The organism is Bradyrhizobium zhengyangense, assembly GCF_022012555.1.
In the GTDB taxonomy this organism is placed as follows: Bacteria; Pseudomonadota; Alphaproteobacteria; order Rhizobiales; family Xanthobacteraceae; genus Bradyrhizobium; species Bradyrhizobium zhengyangense.
In genome coordinates this window covers 1-4250 of sequence record NZ_JAKLTZ010000056.1, presented here as the reverse complement: position 1 = coordinate 4250, position 4250 = coordinate 1, and the positions used below count along the sequence as shown (strand labels likewise).

Annotated in this window: 4 protein-coding genes and 3 pseudogenes; 3 read left to right on the top strand and 4 right to left on the bottom strand. The window is 61.3% G+C overall.

From position 1 onward, the window contains the following. Window positions 1-90 precede the first annotated feature (90 nt). A pseudogene (locus tag L6639_RS42690) lies at window positions 91-851 on the bottom strand (IS5 family transposase). Window positions 852-1135: 284 nt separating this feature from the next. Here L6639_RS42690 and L6639_RS42685 point away from each other — a divergent pair. The 3 genes and pseudogenes from L6639_RS42685 to L6639_RS42675 all read left to right on the top strand — a co-directional run. Next, entirely contained in the window at window positions 1136-1327 is a 192-nt protein-coding gene (locus tag L6639_RS42685; protein WP_338076584.1) for a transposase, read from the top strand. A gap of 171 nt (window positions 1328-1498) precedes the next feature. Beyond that, window positions 1499-1651: pseudogene (tnpB, locus tag L6639_RS43215) on the top strand (IS66 family insertion sequence element accessory protein TnpB); the annotation flags it as partial. A gap of 48 nt (window positions 1652-1699) precedes the next feature. After that, window positions 1700-1938 (top strand): annotated as a pseudogene (locus tag L6639_RS42675) (IS66 family transposase); the annotation flags it as partial. On the opposite strand, the gene L6639_RS42670 reads toward L6639_RS42675, so the two are convergent. The 3 genes from L6639_RS42670 to L6639_RS42660 all read right to left on the bottom strand — a co-directional run. Then, window positions 1926-2090, bottom strand: coding sequence for a hypothetical protein (locus tag L6639_RS42670; RefSeq protein WP_237867337.1), 165 nt, complete (start codon window positions 2088-2090; stop codon window positions 1926-1928). The pseudogene L6639_RS42675 and the gene L6639_RS42670 overlap by 13 nt on opposite strands. Window positions 2091-2395: 305 nt before the next feature. Continuing rightward, window positions 2396-3742, bottom strand: a complete 1347-nt coding sequence (locus L6639_RS42665) for an IS5 family transposase (protein ID WP_237867336.1) — start codon at window positions 3740-3742, stop codon at window positions 2396-2398. A gap of 160 nt (window positions 3743-3902) precedes the next feature. Continuing rightward, window positions 3903-4250: hypothetical protein (locus tag L6639_RS42660; protein WP_237867334.1), on the bottom strand; the 348-nt coding region annotated here is incomplete at its 5' end.

Here is a 4250-nt window from a genome sequence, read left to right as displayed (position 1 = left end):
ACCACCCATGAATCATTGAAAAATTGATTCGGGAATCCTATAAATCGCGGCAAAATCAACAATCTGCCAAAGTAGTGTTAGGGTTCAGACTCAATTGATCCAATAGGCGACGATGGCGGCGAGGTGGACGGCGGCTAAGAAGTTCCTGGCGAGTTTGTCATACCGAGTAGCGACACGCCTGAAATCCTTGAGCCGGCAGAAACAGCGCTCGATGACATTGCGTCCTTTGTAGGCACGTTTGCTGAAGCTGTGGAGGACCACCCTGTTGGATTTGTTTGGAATGACGGGCTTCGCGCCGCGATCGACGATTTCGGTCCGAAAGCCGTCGCCGTCGTAGCCTTTGTCCCCGATAAGGCTAGACATGGGCGGCGCGAGCTTCAAAAGGGCCGGTCCTGCGGCAATATCTGCGGCTTGCCCCGGAGTGAGATGAAATGCGCAAGGTCTGCAATCAGGGTCGCTCAGCGCGTGGATTTTCGTGGTCCGCCCACCGCGCGAGCGGCCGACCGCCTGTTCATGCTCCCCCCTTTTCCGCCGCTCGCCGAGCGATGCGCTTTGATCGTGGTGGAGTCGATGGACAAAGTCACGCTGTCCTTGCCACAGCGGGCGAGCGCTTCAAAGATTGCCTGCCAATGTCCGCGCTTAGCCCAGCGATTGAAACGATTGTAGATCGTCGTGTACGGGCCATAATCGGGCGGGCAATCGCGCCAGCGCGCACCGCACTGAAGCATGTGAATGATGCCGCTGATGATACGTCGATCATCATCGCGCGCCGGGCCGGTCTGGTTCGTCGGCAGATGTGGGCTTATCAGAGCCCATTGCTCGTCGTTGAGCCAGAACAGTCCTTTGCGCATCCAAGTCCCCCGCACCGAATCAATTCGGTGCGAGGGAATCAAAGTTCGCTAATTAGGTACAGACCCTGGGAGATTGATCCCGCTCCATGGTCTGTCCTCCTGTAAGCGCTGTTCAGCGGCCACCTACCGGATGACGGGGCGAACTGCGAGTTTGCGGTTGTTTGAACCGATAGGCTTAGAATGGACACAGCGCGTAGTGCTATCACGGAGCCGGCGCGCGTCGGCTTGAGGTCTTCACCGGGGCCGGCCGTCGGCGGAAGTGGAGCGACGAGGACAAGGCGCGGATTGTTGCGGAGATCGCGGCGAGCGGCGACTCGGTGAGTTCGGTAGCGCGCGGCATGGATTTGCCGCAGCAGTTGTTTGGCTGGCGCCGTCAGTTGCGAGAAGCAGCGGACGGTCATTCCGAAGCAGAAGAAGTACAGTTTGTGCCGGCGGCGGTGGAATGCCGTAGTGCCGGCGACCGCTCTTGGCCGTGAGCACAAACCGGTGCGTTGCAAGCCCAAGCCGGATGCCGCCGGGATCATTGAGATCGAAGTCGACGGCATCACGATCCGGGCCGGTCGTGGTGCGGACCCAAGGATGATTGCGTCGATCGTTCAGGCGCTGAAGGCGAGCCAGTGATCGGTCCGTCGGGTGCGGTCCGGGTGATGGTGGTGACCAAACCGGTAGACTTCCGCAAGGGCATGGAGGGGCTTGCCACCCTGGTGCGCGAGAGCATGGGGGCGGACCCATTCTCGGGAGCGGTCTATGTGTTCAGGGCCAAGCGGGCGGATCGGATCAAGCTGGTGTTCTGGGACGGAATGGGTTTTGTCTCCAAATATGCCGACCACTTGCCGCTCTATCGGCGGGCGCAGGTTTACGCCCGCCACCGCAAGGCCGACCCGCCAATCGCCCATCTGGCAGGCTTCAAGGGGATACTGCAGGTCGATGGCTACGCCGGCTATGGCAAGCTGGCTGAGCGTGGCGACGTCCAGCTTGCATTCTGCTGGTCACACATGCGGCGTAACTTCTACGAACTCGCCGCTCCTGGCCCGCGCCCATTGCGGGCGAGGCGCTCAAGCATATCGCCGAATTCTATATCATCGAGAAGGACACCGCCGAGGCCGTCGTGTCCTTGAGCGCCGCGGCCGCCTTGATCCTCCTGATGATCTCGGGATCGACCGAGGTGAGCATCTGCTTCTTGAGACCGCCGGCCAGCGGCTTGCGTCCCGGCCTGCCGGCCTTCTCCTTTTCCGTCATCGTTGCCGTCGCCCGTGAGCTGCTAAATCGGGACGCAGCTTCCACGGGATGCGGCAGGGGACAAGTCCTCTAGTCACTTCGACCACATGCCAAACGGGCCTGCGTATGACTCAACCGGTATGACGCGCTTGGTTCACCGAAAATAAATTGCGGATGACCGGACCTGGTGAATCTCGCCCGATGATCCGAATGTCTCTTTTGAGAATGCCGTAGCAGAGCAATACATCCAGAAGCGCGGGCGAGCAGTTTTGACATCCTCCGCGCTCCACGCGCTCGCACGCGGCCAGCGCATCTTTAGTCGTCCGTTAAGAAGCCGGATTGAGCTGGTCTGGACAGGCGAGCGTTTGCCATAGCAGCCGCAGGAACAGGGCCAAGAATTCTCTGAGCCAGGCGAGGATGCGGCGGAAGTTGTGGCCGACGGCTGAGAGGATGACGTTGGCGGCATCGCCGGCACGGCCTTTGAGGTGGCAGCGTCCGAGGTGACCTTCGGCCTTCAGGTGTCCGATGATGGGCTCGATGGCGGAGCGGCGGCGCAACTCGCGCTTGATGATACCGAAGACGCCGCGCTTCTGGCCGGAGATGAAGACGCGCCGGGGATTTTGCGCGTCGTGACCGCGGTATCCCTTGTCGACATAGGCCCGCTCGATCGGACAGCCGGTGAGTGTCTCGGTGCGGTCGATGATGTCCCGCAAGGTATGACCGTCGTAGGGATTATCGGGCAGCGAGCTGGCGTGCAGCACGAACAGGCCGCCGGGAGCGCGGCGGTTGTTGGTGACGATGGAGGCCTTCACGCCGAACTCGTAAGGGGCGGCAGCCTTGCCCTTGCCGATGCACTCCACCTCCGGGGCATGAAAGGAATAGAGCTTCCAGCCGCGCTGCCGCTGCTGCTGCGAGCGGATCTGCGCGGCCCGGCCGAGCGGAAGGGCGATCGCCTCCTCCAGTGCCAACTGGCCCTCTATCTTGCGGCGGATGTCGCGAATGATCCGGCCCAGCCGGCCGCGCAGGATACGCAACTGCCGCTGATGCCGCCTGAACTGTTTGGCGTGGGCGTATCGGCCTGCCATCATCGCGGCTGCCTTGGCCACACGCGCATAGGATTGCCGCAGCCTGACCCCGTGCCTCCTTGCCAAGCGATTGAGACCCTTGATGGCCGCGTGCAACAGTTTGGCGTCGGTCGGAAAGGTGATGGCCTTCGGCTGCACCGTGGTGTCGACCGTGACGCGCTTGAGGTCCTGGCTGCGCAATGCACCGGCCTCGTGCGCCACCCGCAGGCTCTCGGCCAGCAGCAGCTCCAGCTTGTCGCCGAGCCGCTTGCGCCAATGGCTCAGGTCGCTTCCCTCGTGCGGGAAGGTGTGCTGGAAGAACTCTTCGCCGGTGAAGAACTGGAAATACGGGTCCTGGACCCAGCGCTCACAAATGCCCTCATCGGACAGCCCGTAAATGTGCTTGAGCAACAGCAGCCCGATCATGAAGCGGGTCGCGATCCCGGGCCGGCCATGCTCGCTGTAAAGCGGTGCGACCTCGCCGTCGATCCAGTCCCAATCGATCTTGCCGGCGAGCTGAACCAGTTCGTGCTTCATGTTGATGATCTGGTCCAGCCGTGCCCGGAACAGGTCATTCGATCCCGTCGTCTTGTGCTTCTTCGGCCGCATCGTCCCCTCCGATGCACCACAGAATCATGGTCCACGGCGAAAGGGAATCTGGAAGGTTCTGTGAGGTCGCGCTCACGCGAGGGCGCGGCAGGCGCTTATGACGCGACCTCATTGAAGCCGGATTGAACGAAGGCGCGGGAGGTTATGCACGGTGGTGCGGCTATGGGGATAGTTTGAGATCGCGGGTTGCTATCGGCAGACGGCGGAGCTGCCCCGGCGACGTCTTGGTTGCGTAATGGCGGCAACTTGAGGCAGAGATCATTTTACAGGCGATCGCGATCGATGGCCCGCTGCATCGAATAATTACCGTGACGCTGTTTGGCCGCGCGGATTCGGCCGCATCTGCGATGATCGAGGCGACGGGATCATAATGACGAATGACGATCTTTGTGAACGGTATAAGTTGGCTCACGATGTGTCGCACCGGTACGTGCGGATTCCGATCGATGTCGCCCAGGATTCCGAGATGATCTCGCCCACCATTCCGATTTGAAGTCGCCCACCCGTT

Coding starts and splice junctions, on each gene's coding strand:
- L6639_RS42670 (WP_237867337.1), bottom strand. CDS start 2,090: ATGACGGAAAAGGAGAAGGCCGGCAGGCCGGGACGCAAGCCGCTGGCC.
- L6639_RS42665 (WP_237867336.1), bottom strand. CDS start 3,742: ATGCGGCCGAAGAAGCACAAGACGACGGGATCGAATGACCTGTTCCGG.